Here is a 14,973-nt window from a genome sequence, read left to right as displayed (position 1 = left end):
GCTTGAGTTCTACGGATGATTTCTAATCCTTGTCTAATTTATAACCATCTGGAAAAGGAAGGACAGGTAGGCGATCGCCTCGTAATAATTCTTCACTTGCTTCACCCAGGCTGATTAATGCCTCGCTTGTAGCTTTCTGAGCTATAACTAATATCAGCATAGACACTGTACCAACTTGTAAAAGACAAGACGGAGAAACTGTGAATGCAATCAAATTTAATCCAGATTGGGAAAATAATTGTTGGTTTACGGATGGCATTGTAATTCTTAGGAATGTGAATTAAATAAGGTGCAAAAGTAGGGTGTGTTAGCGACAGCGTAACGCACCATTCCAGGTTACATCAGAATTGCAGGTTATTAAATTTGCGTTCCTTAGTAATTAGTACACAAGTAAAATAGGCAAAAAAGTCAATTTTCAGTTCAGGAGCGAGAATTTATCAAAGTGCAACAACATCAGAGCTATGCCTACGGTATATTACATCAATGTTAACAACAGAAATATCTAGCAGTAAGCCACAAAATAAATGATCCTGTTTTGTCATGCTGAGTGTAGCGTTCGCGGAGCGTGGCGTTAGCCATAGCGAAACGAAGCATCTCAAGAGATTCTTCGCTACACTTCGTTTCGTAATGCCTCTGGCACGCTGCGCGAACAGAATGACATTGGGCATTTCTTTTTGTGGAGTTCTCTAGCAGGAAACATTGAAAATCAGTTCAGCAATTTCATTCTGTTCATCTTCAGGTAGCCGTAAGACGACAGCATAAGCTTGTTGTAAGAGATTAGTCATAGATTTTTTGTCGCCATTAAGTAGGTTGGCGTTGAAAATTGTCGTTATAGCAAGGCAAGAGGCAAGAGTAAAGTTGTTTTTTATAATCTTGATTTTACCCCGTAGGTTGGGTTGACCCAAGGAAACCCAACATTAATTATAATATTCTGGTGGGTGGTGTTGGGTTTCGTTCCTGAAGCCAACCTACAAATTCATAGGTTTGAAGGTGTTACCCAATTTTCATATTCTAAATTAGGGATATTTTGAAAATGTTTAATATTAGCAGTAATTAAAACGCATTTATTATTAATTGCTGATGCTCCAATCAGTAAGTCAAGGGGAGTAATTAATAAACCTCTCTGACGTAAATCTTGATAAATAATACTGGCAACATTAGCTGTATCTATATCAAGGGGTAAAATCTCGCTGCTATTGGCAAGAATTTCAAATTGCTGCAAAAGATTTTTAGCATCTTTGTACAGCAATCCACTTTTGATTTCGTAGTAGGTAAGAACAGAAAAAGTTAGATAACTGTGAAATTGTTGATATTCACGGAATTTTTTGACAACTTGTGTTTCACCTCGCAGAAAATATGAGAGGATATTAGTATCTAGTAAAGCTTTTTTCACAGTTCAATTTGCCTTTGCAAGTCTAGTAATCTTTGTTCTTCAATCTCATGTTCGAGGTTTTGTAAAAGTATAGTTTCTTCAGCATTCGCAATACCAGCAAACTGCATAAAATCTATATTCTTTGGATGCAGTAGTTGTTGACGCTGTGCTAATTGTTGGAAAATCAGTTGAGCAATTTCATTCTGTTCATCTTCAGGTAGCCGTGAGACGACAGCATAAGCTTGTTGTAAGAGATTAGTCATAGATTTTTTGTCGCCATTATCAAAAATTTTGGTAAATTGATAAAACTAAATTCATTTTATCATAAACATTTTATATTGAATAAGAAAACTTTATTTTTTGTTAACTGTAAATTTATTTTAAATAAAATTGTGTTTTATACTAGAGAACCACCTGTTAATGAACGAAGAAAAAATACCTTTTGAGATTCTGTTAAAGTTACATTTTCACCTAAGCAGTAAGTTGCAAATTTTCTTTTTTTAATGCTAATTTTCGTAGAGATTGACCCATCTTTATGATGAAAACTTGATATTCCCAATCTTTTGGTGCTGTTACCAAACCATGTTTCACAGGATGATAATGAATATATTCAACATGATGAAAGAAAATCAATTTCATCTCTAATTAAATGTTCACAAAAATGATATTGCTATATAGCCCGTTGTTTTTTCTTTTTTCTAGATATAGATATATTTTCTGGTGAAATAGTTTCACATTTACGACTAAAATAACTTTTAATTAAACGCCAACGGTTTGAAAAATCCTGATCATTTTCTGGTAAAATAACAACAGCATCTATAATAAATGGATGTTTCTGCATTACATAGCCAAAAGCATCTCTTAATAAAGAAACATTATTTGGTAACCATAATATTTTTTGTCTTTTCTCTGTCACCACTGTAAAAAAGTATGTCCCTCCTACCACATTGGCACGGCGATATTCCATACTATAAATATCCTGTGAATAAAGTTGTGTTTTATAATCTTTATTTTACCCCGTAGGTTGGGTTGAACCAAGGAAACCCAACATTAATTATCATATTCTGGTGGGTGGTGTTGGGTTGCTTCCAGAACAAATTATCGTGTTACATTTTGAGCCAACAACACCCATGAGTTTTTGACTGGTTTGTTATTTAAAATTATCCAAATCTGGGATATTACCCTGGCGTAACCATTCCATCATTAAATCAGGATGTATAATATGAAAAGTATGATTAGGTGCAGTATAAATCAGGTGTCTAGCTGGCTGAATAATGCGCGTATCATTAGAGATAAAATCTTTAAAGTTAACAGTTACTAAAACATCAGCCTTACCTGCGAGTGCAGTTTCTAGAACATGAGCATCTTCTTCATCACGAATAGCAACTACACCAGTACCACCTAGAGTTAATTGTGGGGAAGCATAAATTGATCCGAGTTGGGTATAACTAATAATTGCAGATAGATAAGAATCAACTAATGGTATGGGAATACTTAACTGTTCCTCAAGAACTGAACGTAAACGGTTAATCATACCCCAAGATATAATTAATTGTACTAACCCTATTTCACAATAGCCTTGCCTGATGATTGTAACTAAACTTTGACTGGATGAATTTTCCTTGCCTTTCCTATCCGATAGCAAAGACGCACACCAGATGTTAAGATCAAGACATAACCGTATTAAGTTTTGTGGTTGGAGCATTTCAAAATAAGATTTAATTTGATAAAATAATTTATTAATGAATATATAGTTAGGTGTATTTAATTTTAGCAATTTCTAACTTGAGATCAAATACAGTTTTTATTATACCATAAAGTTCATAAGGAATTTATATGTCTGAGGAAACTAGATTGACTTACACTGATAACGAAACCGATGGGATGATGATAGATTTGTCTAAAATAGCCGAACAAACACCAACACAAAATATTAATTTAGCCTTGAAGTTTTTACCAAAGCTACCAGCAGAGGCTTATACAGCATTGCAACATATAGAGATAATAGCTTCACCTGAAGATTGGCAAAAAATCACCTATCAAATAGCACGTACTTTAGTAGATGCTCAATATGAAATCACTCATCGTCAAATTATGGAACAGATGAAGGTGGATAATTTAGATGAGATGGAATCTGATGATGATATTTTAGCCGCTGCTTTGAAACTTACGAGTTAAGTAGGTGAGCGTTGAAAATTGTCGTTATGGCAAGGCAAAAGGCAAGAGGCAAGAGGCAAGAGTGAAGAGGGTTTGGGCGATTTTACATTTCTTTACACAGTTTGGTTTTATTGTGTTCACCTACTTAGTTTGTTTTTACCAAGCTAAAAATAGATAGATTTACTCACAATAAAACGATACAAAATTCAACTACTTGAGTAAATAGAAATTTTAAACCGTCCAGATTTGATAGCTTATCAAGATAAATTAAAACAAGATTTCCGTGATGAAGGATTGAGACTAGCATTATGTCGTCATCCCCATATAGTGGAGGTAGAAAATGTCTTTGATGAAGATAATTTACCTTGCATGGTGATGGAGTATATTAACGGTGAAGATTTAGGAAAAAGGATAACTGAAAAAGGGGCGTTATCAGAAGCGGAAGCACTGCTATATATTCAACAAATTGGTGATGCATTAACCCTAGTTCATGACAAGGGTTTATTACATCGAGATTTGAAGCCCAATAATATTATGATTCGGGCTGGTAAACAAGAAGCGGTGTTAATTGATTTTGGTATTGCGAGACAATTTGTATCAGGTGAAGTTCAACAACATACACAGAATTTTACTCCAGGTTATGCACCTCCTGAACAGTATTTACCAGATGCAGAACGGGGAGAATATATTGATATTTATGCTTTAGCTGCTACATTATACGCTTTGTTGACTGGACAGTTACCAATGCCAGCACCGGCTAGATTGCAAAATTTCACCTTAAAACCAGTTAAAGATTTTAATTTTGGTATCAGTGACAGAGTGAATGATGCCATTATGAAGGGAATGGCGTTAAATTACAAATTTCGCCCTCAGTCAATCATACAATGGTTGAATTTGTTAGTGGATAATTCCCATGTTCCTAGTTCTCCACAATTAGAAGTTTATCAAGGCCACATTTCTATTATCGGACCTAGACCTTCTGGAAAAATTACTTATTTAGCAACTTTAGCTTATTTGAATAATTTACTGAAAACCAACTCATCATACTCAATTGAATGTTTGAATTACGACGCTGGATGTTTAGCAGACGATGCTAAATATATTTTAGCTCAAGGAGAGATGTTGTCTCCTATGGGAACACACATCGTAGAAAGGTATTTTTGCTTTAAAATTAAGCTCAATAATGATTTAAGTAAATTTAATCAAAATCAGGTAGAAATTTCTTGTTGTTTGAATATGTATCCGGGAGGATTTTTGACAAGATTATCATTACCTGAACATATAAAAAGTAATCAATATAATGATTGGTTAAATAGTTGTATAGAACAATTAATAGAAACAAAATATCTAGCTTTAATCATTGATGCTACAGCTATAAATGATATTGAAATAGCTCAAAGTCTCACGGTATTAGAAAGAGAATTAAATTTACGAATTAATCAAGATGATAAACGTCAATATCGAATAGCAGTGATGTTTTCCCATTTTGATTTACCTCAAGTATATCCTTACAAGAATTATCTTAATCAATTTGTTAACCTGAAATTTCCCCATACAAAATTAGCCTTACAAATTTGGAATAATAATTGGAATTGTGCAGTTGCTTATTTTGCTTATTCTGCATTTGGTATGATAGGTGATACTTCAGAAGCAAATTGTAAAGGCAAGTATGCGGGTATAAAAAATGGTAAAATATGGAAGCCATTTGGTTTAATAGCACCAATATACTGGTTATTACAGCAATTTCCAATCTTATGAGGTACATCTTAGCCCCCTCATCGCTTGCGGGGAGGGGGTTGGGGGTGGGGTTCTTGTTCCGGGTTTGATGACAATTTGCTGTAACTGGTAAATATGATAAAAATTTATTAGACCTTTAATCGTAAGTTGGGTTGTGGAACGTGAACGTATCCCTGCGGGACACTGCGTGAACGCGGAGCAATGGAACGAAACCCAACACTATCCGTAGGTATTATACCCCAAATGTTGGGTTTCATTTCATACCCTTCGGGATCTTGCTACAACCCAACCTACTCGTTGCCAATATCATCATCAAAAATAATTTCCTCACCCGCACCCCACATCATGTCATACATACCTTGACGCACAGCGCGATAAAAACTTGAATATTCCCAATCTTTTGGTGCTGTTACCAAATCATGTTTCACCGGATTATAATGAATATATTCAACATGATTTTGAAAATCTATTTCGTCTCTAATTAAATGTTCCCAAAAACGATATTGCCATATAGCCCGTTGTTTTTTCTTTTTTCTAGATGCAGATATATTTTCTGGTGAAATAGTTTCACATTGACGACTAAAATAACTTTTAATTAACCGCCAACGCGTGGAAAAATCATGATCATTTTCTGGTAATGTCCAAATACAATGAAGATGATCAGGTAAAATCACAATAGCATCTATAATAAATGGATGTTTCCGCATCACATAACCAAAAGCATCTCTTAATAAAGAAACATTTTTTGGTAAACATAATATTTTTTGTCTTTTCTCTGTCACCACTGTAAAAAAGTATGTTCCTCCTGCCACATTGGCGCGGCGATATTCCATACTATAAATATCCTGTGATTAAAGTTGTGTTTTATGATCTTGATTTTACCCCGTAGGTTGGGTTGACCCAAGGAAACCCAACATTAATTATCATATTCTGGTGGGTGGTGTTGGGTTTCGTTCCTCAACCCAACCTACATTTCCTTAACTGACAAGTATTGAATCGTAATCTATCGCTTAACAAGCCAGTGATGATTTGTTACAATAGCGATCGCTCAATTAGCACCTGTATAAATATGAATCTCCTCGCTGCTAAGTAAATCCATTAAGCTAAACATAAAATATACCTTGCGAATCTTGTTTTTAATCAGAAATTAATGAATTATAGAAATTGGTTATTCAATAGACATATCCAAAAAAGATGATAGAGACGTTACATGGAACGTCTCTGCAAGGGTTTCAAGTCAAGCATCTTTAATTTGCGGAGATGTCTAATCAGCCTATATTCTTAGTCTAAAATTATGATTCAAGGATGGATACAAATAGCATTAACTCTACTCATAGTAGTAGGCATCACACCTATCTTGGGAAAATATATGGCGCGTATTTACCAAGAACAGAGGACAATTCTCGACCCCATATTTGACAAACTTGAGAGATTCATTTACCTGCTCATCGGTGTTCATAGTAAACCAGATATGACCGCTTGGCAATATGCAGCAGCTATATTTTACAGCAACTTAGTCATGGGATGTTTAATATTTTTCATCCTCATAAATCAAGCATGGCTACCTCTCAACCCCACGCAAATTGGTGGGATGACGTGGGATACAGCTTTACATACAACCATATCCTTTCTCACCAACACAGATCAACAACATTATTCAGGAGAAACTTATCTCAGTTATGGTAGTCAAATTTGGGGAATTGGCTATTTAATGTTTACTTCCGCTGCTACAGGACTAACAGTAAGTATAGCATTTATTAGAGGATTAACAGGCAGACCGTTAGGCAATTTTTATGTAGATTTAATTCGTTCGATTACGCGAATATTGTTACCCATGAGTATAGTAGGCGCAATATTCCTAATGATAGCGGGAGTACCAGAAACATTAGCAGGACCGGCAGTATTTCCCACCTTAGAAAATTCTAGCATTAGTCAGGCGATCGCTCGCGGACCAGTTGCCCATTTGGAAATTATCAAACAACTAGGAGAAAACGGCGGCGGATTTTTTACTATCAATTCTGCCCATCCTTATGAAAACCCCAACGGATTTTCTAACCTCATAGAAATCATCGCCATGTTGTTAATTCCCACATCCCTAATTTACACCTATGGAATATTTGCCAACAACAGCAAACAAGCCTGGTTAGTTTACAGCATGGTAGGCATAATTTTCATCATCTTTATTATCACTACCGCCATAGGAGAATATAACGGCAACCCAGCCATCAATACCATTTTAGGAAGTACACAACCGAACTTAGAAGGAAAAGAAATCAGATTTGGTTGGGCGCAATCAGCCTTATTTATAGTTGCGACAACCGCCACAATGTGTGGAGCAATTAATAGTTTAATTGATTCATTTATGCCCAACGGCGGTTTTGTTACCTTTGCCAATATGTTTCTCCAAATCATTTGGGGCGGACAAGGAACAGGAACAGCTTATTTATTTACTTACCTCATATTAACCGTCTTTGCTACAGGCTTAATGGTAGGCAGAACACCGGAATTTTTAGGAAGAAAAATCGAAAAACGCGAAGTTGTCCTGGCCAGTTTTTTGATTCTTTTAGTACATCCCATCGCCATCATGATACCAGCCGGAATCACCCTAGCTTTTCCCGACCAACTAGCAGGAATCAGTAATCCCGGTTTTCATGGTTTTGCTCAAGTGCTGTATGAATATACCTCAGCCGCAGCTAACAACGGTTCTGGACTCGAAGGTTTAGGAGACTCCCAACCATCACCTTTAGCCATAGCTATGGGAGCAAAACCCACTATTACCGCTTTATGGTGGAACCTCAGCGCCAGTTTTAGTCTTCTCGCAGGGCGTTTTGTCCCCATTACAGGCTTATTGTTACTAGCAGATAATATGTCTCGTAAACCAAGTGTACCCTTGACTACAGGGACTTTACGCACTGATACGGGATTATTTACCAGTGTCACTGCTGGAATAATTTTGATCTTGGGTGCATTGACGTTTTTTCCGGTTTTGGCTTTTGGTCCTATCGGTGAAGCATTTTGGATCGCTAAAGGGATTAAATAAATCATGTTTTTTGTCTCACGCAGAGGCGCAGAGGCGCAGAGAGCAATTAAGAGTATTAAATTATGACAAATAATCTTCGTCTTCCTCATGGAACTCGTGAATCTCGCAAGCATACACCGAAAGCAAATATGCGGGGATTGTATCAAAGAGCTATTCGTGAGTCATTCGTCAAGCTTGACCCCCGCATTTCTGTCAAAAACCCGGTGATGTTTATTGTTTGGGTGGGGACAATAGTGGTTTTTTTAGTCACTCTTGACCCTAATTTATTTGGCACTGTTAAGGCTGATCTTAATCAACAACGACTGTTAAATGGGATAATTACTCTGATTTTATTTTCCACCGTTTTGTTTGCCAATTTTGCGGAATCTGTGGCGGAAGGAAGGGGTAAAGCCCAAGCTGATACTCTCAGAGCTACCCGTTCTGATACTATGGCTCGGAAAATTTTACCTAATGGGGTGATTGAAACCACTAACTCTACGGAATTACGTAAGGGGGATTTAGTGAAAGTCATTGCAGGTGATATGATTCCGGCTGATGGAGAAGTTACTCAAGGTATGGGTTCTGTTGATGAGTCAGCCATTACGGGAGAATCTGCCCCTGTACTCAAACAACCGGGTACGGATATTGCTAGTTCGGTTACAGGTGGTACACGCTTACTTTCCGATGAGTTGGTAATTCGCATTACTGCTGATCCCGGTCAAGGTTTTATTGATAGAATGATTTCTCTGGTAGAAGGTGCGGAACGCAGTAAAACACCTAATGAAATTGCTTTAACTGTGCTGTTAGCAGTTCTTACCCAGGTGTTTTTAATTGTGGTTTCTACTCTTCCTCCTTTTACTGGTTATATCGCTAATTTTATTAGTGTGGTATTTGGGGAAGAAGCAGGGAATAATTTACGCAATGGTGCAAGTATTGCCATTTTAATTTCTCTGTTAGTAGCTTTAATTCCTACAACTATTGGTGGTTTATTGAGTGCTATTGGTATAGCTGGCATGGATAGAGTCGCTCAATTTAATGTGATTGCTACTTCTGGGAGAGCAGTAGAAGTTTGTGGTGATATTAATACTTTAGTTTTAGATAAAACAGGAACTATTACTTTAGGCAATCGTATGGCTGATGAATTTATTCCTGTGAATAATTACTCTGTGGAAGATGTGGCGAAAATTGCAAAAATTTCCAGTTTGTTTGATGAAACACCGGAAGGTAGATCAATTGTGAAGTTAGCAGAAAAATATCAAGTAGTGCTAGATGTTGATGTTGATCATGCTGAAGGTGTAGAATTTTCAGCTAAAACTCGCATGAGTGGGATTAATTTAGCTGATGGTAGTGAAATTAGAAAAGGTGCGGTAGATGCAATTAAAGGTTTTGTCCGTTCTCGTGGTACTCAAGCTCCTCCAGAATTAGATGCGGCTTATGAACAGGTTTCTTTATTGGGAGGTACACCTTTAGCTGTTTGTTTAAATGACCAAATTTATGGTGTGATTTATCTCAAAGATATTGTTAAACCTGGTCTTAAAGAAAGATTTGATCAACTGCGAAGAATGGGGGTGAAAACTATTATGCTCACTGGTGATAATCGCATTACAGCTAGTGTTATTGCCAGGGAAGCAGGAGTTGATGATTTTATTGCTGAAGCTACTCCAGAAGATAAAATTAGTGTCATTCGGGCTGAACAATCTCAAGGTAAATTAGTGGCAATGACGGGAGATGGGACTAATGATGCACCAGCTTTAGCTCAAGCAAATGTGGGTGTAGCCATGAATTCGGGAACACAAGCGGCAAAGGAAGCTGCTAATATGGTGGATTTAGATTCTGATCCTACCAAATTAATTGATTTGGTGACTATTGGTAAACAGTTACTAATTACTCGTGGGGCATTAACTACATTTTCTATTGCTAATGACATTGCTAAATATTTCGCTATCATTCCCACTATTTTTGGCGCAGCAGGGATTGATGCTTTAAATATTATGGGCTTAAAAAGCGCTCAATCAGCAATAGTTTCGGCTCTAATTTATAACGCTTTAATTATTCCGGCACTGATTCCTGTAGCACTCAAGGGTGTAAAGTTTCTACCTCTCACAGCAGATCAATTATTAAAACGCAATATCTTTATTTATGGTGTTGGGGGTATTATTGCGCCCTTTATTGCCATTAAATTAATTGATGTCATTCTGCCTTTAAACTAGAGGAGGTTTGAAAAGTTATTAGTTATGTATCAAGAACTTTTAGATCCCCCTAAATCCCCCTTAAAAAGGGGGACTTTGATTCTAGTTCCCCCCTTAATAAGGGGGGTTAGGGGGGATCAACAAGTGCCTAACGACGAAAAGAAATATCCCAACATCAGAAATTATGCACAAACATCAACTCCCGATTTATTTATTTTTAGGAATATGCAGTAATTTAATTATTGCCCCAATGGTTTATGCGGCTACATCTGAACATTTTTCTCGTTCACAAGCTTGGGCTTTAGGACTATTAGGAGTAGGAATTTTAAGTCTGTCTATTTATTTGTTTTTTGTAATGTTTCAACCGGAGAAATTTTAATGAGTTTTACTAGAGATGCTAACCAGGCTATTCGTGCTACTTTAATCACTTGGATAATTTGCGGCTTAATTTATCCATTGATCATGATTATTGTTGGTCAAATTGTATTTCCTGATCAAGCTAATGGTAGTTTAATTACTAATAGCCAAAAACAAGTTATTGGTTCTGATTTAATTGGGCAACCTTTCACTTCTGAACGCTATTTTAATGGTCGTCCCAGTACCACTAATTACAGTACAGCAGATCCAAGGAAGGATGAAAGTGGAGTTTTAAAGACAGGTATATCTGGCGCTAGTAATTTAGCTCCCAGTAATAAAGCATTAATAGAACGGATTAAGGGAAATGATGGTTTTCAGGGTTTACAGACGGCAGGTATAAAACCTACTGCTGATTTGGTTTATACTTCTGGTTCTAGTCTTGATCCTCATATTAGTTTAGCAGGTGCTAAGGCACAAATTGCTAGAGTGGCAAAAGCTAGGGGAGTTCAAGAACAAAAACTGGAAAGTTTAATTAATCAGAATATTGATGGGCGTTTTCTTGGTATTTTTGGAGAACCTGGAGTCAATGTTTTAAAGTTAAATTTAGCTGTGGATGCTTTAAAATCTGGAGGTTAAATCAGACAAATAATGAAATCCTTTTCTCAAGTCCTCTCCAAATGAGTCATAAGTTCCCTGGTAAGATGTAAAAATCTTGTACCCTGGCAATACTAAAGCAATACCTATTCTGCTGTGAATCTTACCTGGATATTTATAAGGTTGATCATCAGGAACATCACCACCAATACGCATAAGTATTCCTGGTAGCCATAAGTATAATCCAGGAATTAATAAGTCCATGCTGTAAGCAATTTCTCTCATCGCTTCGTTTTCACTAAGAGCATTATTGCCAGAAAAGCTCAACTTGGCGTTTGTGATGTTCAACATTACGTTTTTAATCTCCAATAGAGATTTTGCTAGTAGTGAGGATCAGTTAGTTTCAATCCCTAATAGGGATTATTGTAACAGGAATAGGAATCTCCACACACTACACTATAGCGGTTATTGTTTGGATGTAATCTAATTGAGGGCGGGGAGACCCCGCCCCTACTGGATTGCGTATCTAGGTTTTCGCTGTGGTGTAAGGTATTTCTCAATCCTTGGCTATGTAATGATATTAACTGGTGAGTGATACAGTTAAGTCATAATTTTGACTCATGTTAATGAGTTTTTTTTGAATGAGCGATCGCACGTTTTCAGGTGAAACTATTTCACAGTCATTTCCATAAACCATCACTTCTCGCAATAACCAAAAAGGGTTTGATACTTTTCTCACCACTTGACGTACCTCCCCAATCTCTTCATTACTGATATCATTGAATTTTGGTTGATATGCTTTCACCATACCTCTATAAAAGTGTAAGTATACATTTAGGGAATCTAGTCCTTCATGCCGCCATTGTCCATTCACTGGGACAACACCTTTGATGTTATCCAGACGTAAACAGCGATTGTGTATGAGTTCTGGAAAGTCAGTATTGGCGATATCTTGAGTCTCATCACACCAAATATTTAAGTAAAAACGCTTTTCTTCAAAAGTGATTTCCGCATAACGAACTGTAAATGATAGGTCTATGCCTTGAGTGTTGCCATAGAGTATTTGAAAGGGCTGCTTTTTTTGAGAAAGTTCATCTATTTGCAATCGCCAAGCATCACTAGGTTGGTTAACTAACCGGATAAGTGACTGTTGTAAAGGTGCTTCAAGATTGCCATAATCCAATAACAAATTGATCAGAGTTTGAGATTCCGCAATTTTACCTATATCAATCAGAACTTTGAAGGCTTGATCTAGGGCGTTAACTTGCTCAGAGTTGAGGGAGAACAGTTTTTTGGCCTCTGGTGTTTGTTGGGCGATCGCTACCAATAGTCCAGATATACTGGGAGACTTACCCCAAAAAATACCTAGTTTTTGGGCGATTTCTTCCAATTGTTCCTTTGTACCAGAGGGAATTGACAGTGTAATTGTTTCTTTTTTCCTGGACATCTACAAAATGTAATTACATTATTGACATATTGCTTATTTACAGTTATTGTATCTGTATACCAGGTGAATAGATAACTTTTTGGGGTAATTTGATTGAGATACTTGTTCTTATGAAAGAAAACTTAGCTGATCGTATGCTGGAAGTAATGTCAGATGCTTGCTGGCATTCTACAGATGAGTTAGTAGAAAAGGTGAGTCATCGTTTTTCTGCAACTATGCACGTCCTCAAGAAACGTGGTTATCAGTTTGATAAGCGCCGTATTCAAGGACAACAGCATGAGTATAGACTGGTAATTGAGTCAAAAGCGATCGCTTCCCTCACCATAAGCAACGCTTAAAGAGAATTTCTGACATATTGGGGGTTGACATATTGGGGGTAGTTTCTCCTACTCCCACTACTTGAACATAGCAGCTAGTGAGATCAAAAACTATGACCAATAATTTACTATCTCGAATTTCCATTGATCCAAATATTTGTTTTGGAAAACCTTGTATTAAAGGTCATAGAATTTGGGTATCACTAATTTTAGACTTACTTGCAGGTGGAGAAACAATAGAGACAATTTTAGAAGCATATCCCAGTATAGAAAGAGATGACATTTTAGCTTGTATTGCTTACGGTAATGAAAATAAACAGGATGCAACACCGCTTGAAAAAGAAGTTTTAAAAAGACTTTTTCCATTTTTAAAAGACATGGGAGGAATGTTGGTTTTTACTAATACCCAGTATCATTTAAAAGTCAATAATGAAGATTTTTTTATTGATTTATTATTGTATCATCGTCAATTAAAGTGTTTAGTGGCTATAGATTTAAAAATTGGAGAATTTGTACCTGACTTTTTGAATAAAATGCAATTGTATTTACCAGCTTTAGATGATGTATCTCAACTACCAGATGAAAATCCATCAATTGGGATTATTATGTGTCATTCTCGAAATGAAACTATTCTTAAGTATGCAATACCAGAATCAGATAAAGGAATTTATAAGATTGTCTCGACTTTGCCACAAGAGTTTAAAAATCAGTTGCCTGAACCAGAACAGGTTGCTAGATTGTTAGAAGGAATTGAATAAACTTGGAGATAGTACAATAACTATTATAGCTAGAGTAAAAACAAATGGAAAATTATACTCCGACAATTACAGAACTTCATAAGTTATCCTCACAAATTCCTGAAAAAATATCTTACTTAAAAATGTTAGTTCTGTTTGGTTCTAGAGCAACAGGTAACATTAACGCCAATAGTGACTGGGATTTTGCTGTTTTATATGATGAAGAAAAATATAATTTATATATTCAAAATAATCCATTAGCTGCATTTGCAATACCTGGAATTTTAGGAGAAATATTCAAAATAAATTCTGACAAAATTGATATTGTAGAACTTAATCATTGTTCAAAACTCATAGCACATTTTGTAGCTCGTGATGGAAAGGTATTATATGAAGAACCAGGAGATGAGTTTGATAAATTTCAACAAAGAGTGTTATTGAGTAATACAGAAATTAAGAAGATTGAAAAAACTAAATTAGAAAACATTGAGAATTTTTTACAAAGGTGGGGAGTATGACAAATATAGAACCTGTGATTATTGAAACTAGACTGGAGTTGATAGGTCGTTATCTTGATCACCTCAAAAAATCTGAAGGTATTAGTTTAGATGATTATTTGAGTAGTTTTGAACAGCAATTAATTACAGAAAGACTATTGCAATTAATGACTCAAGCCGCAATAGACATCAATGATCATATATTGTCAAAACTCAATCCTGGAAAATCTTACACTAATTTTGAGGCTTTCATTGAATTGGGTAAATATCAAATTCTTACTCCCGAACTAGCAAAACAGATTGCACCATCATCAGGTTTAAGAAATCGTTTGGTTCATGAATATGATGATATAGATCCGAATCAGGTTTTCATGGCAATTAGTTTTGCATTACAGCAATATCCGCTTTATGTTAGACAAATCAACTCTTATTTAATTAAGTTGGAAGGAAATAGCTAATGAAGAATATTAAAAGACTAAAAAATAAATAAAAAATTTCCACTAGTCAATAGTTACATAAATTAACCATAAATTCACAAGAGTTATTAAGG

Annotated in this window: 19 protein-coding genes; 10 read left to right on the top strand and 9 right to left on the bottom strand. The window is 36.0% G+C overall.

Annotation, left to right across the window (positions count from 1 at the left end):
* Positions 1–22: 22 nt before the first annotated feature.
* From FJR37_RS00145 to FJR37_RS00125, 6 genes are all read right to left on the bottom strand, one after another.
* Positions 23–259, bottom strand: coding sequence for a hypothetical protein (locus tag FJR37_RS00145; RefSeq protein ID WP_039202995.1), 237 nt, complete (start codon positions 257–259; stop codon positions 23–25).
* A 717-nt stretch (positions 260–976) separates the two neighbouring features.
* The gene (locus FJR37_RS00140; RefSeq protein WP_039202994.1) at positions 977–1,393 is read right to left on the bottom strand and encodes a type II toxin-antitoxin system VapC family toxin; all 417 of its coding nucleotides are present in this window, start codon (positions 1,391–1,393) and stop codon (positions 977–979) included.
* Entirely contained in the window at positions 1,390–1,635 is a 246-nt protein-coding gene (locus tag FJR37_RS00135) for a hypothetical protein (RefSeq protein WP_039203001.1), read from the bottom strand. Before FJR37_RS00135 ends, FJR37_RS00140 begins: the two co-directional genes overlap by 4 nt.
* A 208-nt stretch (positions 1,636–1,843) precedes the next feature.
* Positions 1,844–2,011 carry a hypothetical protein gene (locus FJR37_RS26680; RefSeq protein ID WP_254434472.1) on the bottom strand — a complete coding sequence of 56 codons (168 nt, stop codon included), beginning with the start codon at positions 2,009–2,011 and terminating at the stop codon, positions 1,844–1,846.
* A gap of 31 nt (positions 2,012–2,042) precedes the next feature.
* The gene (locus tag FJR37_RS00130; protein WP_254434471.1) at positions 2,043–2,339 is read right to left on the bottom strand and encodes a hypothetical protein; all 297 of its coding nucleotides are present in this window, start codon (positions 2,337–2,339) and stop codon (positions 2,043–2,045) included.
* Positions 2,340–2,522: 183 nt separating this feature from the next.
* The gene (locus FJR37_RS00125; RefSeq protein ID WP_039202999.1) at positions 2,523–3,077 is read right to left on the bottom strand and encodes a PIN domain-containing protein; all 555 of its coding nucleotides are present in this window, start codon (positions 3,075–3,077) and stop codon (positions 2,523–2,525) included.
* A gap of 131 nt (positions 3,078–3,208) precedes the next feature.
* Between FJR37_RS00125 and FJR37_RS00120 the strand changes: the two genes are divergently transcribed.
* Positions 3,209–3,550, top strand: coding sequence for a hypothetical protein (locus tag FJR37_RS00120; protein WP_039202992.1), 342 nt, complete (start codon positions 3,209–3,211; stop codon positions 3,548–3,550).
* Between the two features lie 225 nt (positions 3,551–3,775).
* Entirely contained in the window at positions 3,776–5,287 is a 1,512-nt protein-coding gene (locus FJR37_RS26675) for a serine/threonine-protein kinase (RefSeq protein ID WP_254434470.1), read from the top strand.
* Between the two features lie 269 nt (positions 5,288–5,556).
* Here FJR37_RS26675 and FJR37_RS00110 read toward each other — a convergent pair whose 3' ends face one another.
* Entirely contained in the window at positions 5,557–6,099 is a 543-nt protein-coding gene (locus FJR37_RS00110; protein WP_168464943.1) for a transposase, read from the bottom strand.
* A 461-nt stretch (positions 6,100–6,560) separates the two neighbouring features.
* Between FJR37_RS00110 and kdpA the strand changes: the two genes are divergently transcribed.
* The 4 genes from kdpA (at position 6,561) to kdpC (ending at position 11,467) form a co-directional block, all read left to right on the top strand.
* Complete coding sequence (gene kdpA / locus FJR37_RS00105; protein ID WP_168464941.1) at positions 6,561–8,306, top strand: potassium-transporting ATPase subunit KdpA; 1,746 nt, start codon at positions 6,561–6,563, stop codon at positions 8,304–8,306.
* Positions 8,307–8,368: 62 nt separating this feature from the next.
* On the top strand, positions 8,369–10,495 hold the full coding sequence (kdpB, locus tag FJR37_RS00100) for a potassium-transporting ATPase subunit KdpB (protein WP_168464939.1): 2,127 nt from the start codon (positions 8,369–8,371) through the stop codon (positions 10,493–10,495).
* A 163-nt stretch (positions 10,496–10,658) separates the two neighbouring features.
* Positions 10,659–10,853 carry a potassium-transporting ATPase subunit F gene (locus FJR37_RS00095; protein ID WP_039205087.1) on the top strand — a complete coding sequence of 65 codons (195 nt, stop codon included), beginning with the start codon at positions 10,659–10,661 and terminating at the stop codon, positions 10,851–10,853.
* Entirely contained in the window at positions 10,853–11,467 is a 615-nt protein-coding gene (gene kdpC, locus FJR37_RS00090) for a K(+)-transporting ATPase subunit C (protein ID WP_039205089.1), read from the top strand. The genes FJR37_RS00095 and kdpC overlap by 1 nt, the downstream gene beginning before the upstream one ends.
* Here the strand turns inward: kdpC and FJR37_RS00085 are convergent.
* Both FJR37_RS00085 and FJR37_RS00080 read right to left on the bottom strand, forming a co-directional pair.
* On the bottom strand, positions 11,450–11,776 hold the full coding sequence (locus FJR37_RS00085; protein ID WP_052150108.1) for a hypothetical protein: 327 nt from the start codon (positions 11,774–11,776) through the stop codon (positions 11,450–11,452). The genes kdpC and FJR37_RS00085 overlap by 18 nt on opposite strands.
* A gap of 229 nt (positions 11,777–12,005) precedes the next feature.
* On the bottom strand, positions 12,006–12,872 hold the full coding sequence (locus FJR37_RS00080) for a WYL domain-containing protein (protein WP_168464938.1): 867 nt from the start codon (positions 12,870–12,872) through the stop codon (positions 12,006–12,008).
* Positions 12,873–12,982: 110 nt separating this feature from the next.
* Here FJR37_RS00080 and FJR37_RS00075 point away from each other — a divergent pair, with 110 nt between their 5' ends.
* From FJR37_RS00075 to hepT, 4 genes are all read left to right on the top strand, one after another.
* Positions 12,983–13,210 carry a hypothetical protein gene (locus tag FJR37_RS00075; RefSeq protein WP_168464936.1) on the top strand — a complete coding sequence of 76 codons (228 nt, stop codon included), beginning with the start codon at positions 12,983–12,985 and terminating at the stop codon, positions 13,208–13,210.
* Positions 13,211–13,302: 92 nt separating this feature from the next.
* A complete protein-coding gene (locus tag FJR37_RS27345) occupies positions 13,303–13,947 on the top strand; it encodes a PDDEXK nuclease domain-containing protein (RefSeq protein WP_168464934.1) in 645 nt (214 codons plus the stop codon).
* Positions 13,948–13,991: 44 nt separating this feature from the next.
* Complete coding sequence (locus FJR37_RS00065; RefSeq protein ID WP_168464932.1) at positions 13,992–14,444, top strand: nucleotidyltransferase domain-containing protein; 453 nt, start codon at positions 13,992–13,994, stop codon at positions 14,442–14,444.
* A complete protein-coding gene (hepT, locus tag FJR37_RS00060) occupies positions 14,441–14,881 on the top strand; it encodes a type VII toxin-antitoxin system toxin tRNA nuclease HepT (protein ID WP_168464930.1) in 441 nt (146 codons plus the stop codon). The genes FJR37_RS00065 and hepT overlap by 4 nt, the downstream gene beginning before the upstream one ends.
* Positions 14,882–14,973: the final 92 nt, after the last annotated feature.

The organism is Aphanizomenon sp. UHCC 0183, from assembly GCF_009712065.1.
GTDB lineage: Bacteria > Cyanobacteriota > Cyanobacteriia > Cyanobacteriales > Nostocaceae > Dolichospermum > Dolichospermum heterosporum.
The sequence above is the reverse complement of the archived record's forward strand: the minus strand, read 5'-3'. Positions and strand labels throughout refer to the sequence as shown.

Coding starts and splice junctions, on each gene's coding strand:
- FJR37_RS00145 (WP_039202995.1), bottom strand. CDS start 259: ATGCCATCCGTAAACCAACAATTATTTTCCCAATCTGGATTAAATTTG.
- FJR37_RS00135 (WP_039203001.1), bottom strand. CDS start 1,635: ATGACTAATCTCTTACAACAAGCTTATGCTGTCGTCTCACGGCTACCT.
- FJR37_RS26680 (WP_254434472.1), bottom strand. CDS start 2,011: ATGAAATTGATTTTCTTTCATCATGTTGAATATATTCATTATCATCCT.
- FJR37_RS00130 (WP_254434471.1), bottom strand. CDS start 2,339: ATGGAATATCGCCGTGCCAATGTGGTAGGAGGGACATACTTTTTTACA.
- FJR37_RS00125 (WP_039202999.1), bottom strand. CDS start 3,077: ATGCTCCAACCACAAAACTTAATACGGTTATGTCTTGATCTTAACATC.
- FJR37_RS00120 (WP_039202992.1), top strand. CDS start 3,209: ATGTCTGAGGAAACTAGATTGACTTACACTGATAACGAAACCGATGGG.
- FJR37_RS00110 (WP_168464943.1), bottom strand. CDS start 6,099: ATGGAATATCGCCGCGCCAATGTGGCAGGAGGAACATACTTTTTTACA.
- kdpA (WP_168464941.1), top strand. CDS start 6,561: ATGATTCAAGGATGGATACAAATAGCATTAACTCTACTCATAGTAGTA.
- kdpB (WP_168464939.1), top strand. CDS start 8,369: ATGACAAATAATCTTCGTCTTCCTCATGGAACTCGTGAATCTCGCAAG.
- FJR37_RS00095 (WP_039205087.1), top strand. CDS start 10,659: ATGCACAAACATCAACTCCCGATTTATTTATTTTTAGGAATATGCAGT.
- kdpC (WP_039205089.1), top strand. CDS start 10,853: ATGAGTTTTACTAGAGATGCTAACCAGGCTATTCGTGCTACTTTAATC.
- FJR37_RS00085 (WP_052150108.1), bottom strand. CDS start 11,776: ATGTTGAACATCACAAACGCCAAGTTGAGCTTTTCTGGCAATAATGCT.
- FJR37_RS00080 (WP_168464938.1), bottom strand. CDS start 12,872: ATGTCCAGGAAAAAAGAAACAATTACACTGTCAATTCCCTCTGGTACA.
- FJR37_RS00075 (WP_168464936.1), top strand. CDS start 12,983: ATGAAAGAAAACTTAGCTGATCGTATGCTGGAAGTAATGTCAGATGCT.
- FJR37_RS27345 (WP_168464934.1), top strand. CDS start 13,303: ATGACCAATAATTTACTATCTCGAATTTCCATTGATCCAAATATTTGT.
- FJR37_RS00065 (WP_168464932.1), top strand. CDS start 13,992: ATGGAAAATTATACTCCGACAATTACAGAACTTCATAAGTTATCCTCA.
- hepT (WP_168464930.1), top strand. CDS start 14,441: ATGACAAATATAGAACCTGTGATTATTGAAACTAGACTGGAGTTGATA.